At 59.2% G+C, this 255-nt stretch carries 1 protein-coding gene; it reads right to left on the minus strand.

Going from position 1 to position 255, the window contains the following annotated elements:
• On the minus strand, window positions 1–255 hold a 255-nt coding region (locus RTW80_RS29965; RefSeq protein WP_409415347.1), incomplete at both ends, for a contractile injection system protein, VgrG/Pvc8 family.

Raw genomic sequence — 255 nt, forward strand, 5'->3', positions numbered from 1 at the left:
CCAGCCGCACTTCGTAACGAGTTTCGTCCCGTGACGTGGAGAGATGTTTAAAACCGGTAATGACCCCGTACAGGGTGCGCAGGGGGGCCTGCACCGGCATTCCCTGTACCGGTGGTGCCGTCAGGCTGAATGCGCCGTCCTGCATCAGTACCAACTCCGGCGTGATGGCTTTATCGCTGCTGGTAAACTGGATATCGTAGCGGAACGGGGTACTCAGTTGCTCGCGGCCTTCAAAGGTCAGCACATCCACCGCAC

Origin of the sequence: Escherichia sp. AM3 (assembly GCF_032029835.1) — a bacterium.
Taxonomy (GTDB): Bacteria; Pseudomonadota; Gammaproteobacteria; order Enterobacterales; family Enterobacteriaceae; genus Escherichia; species Escherichia coli.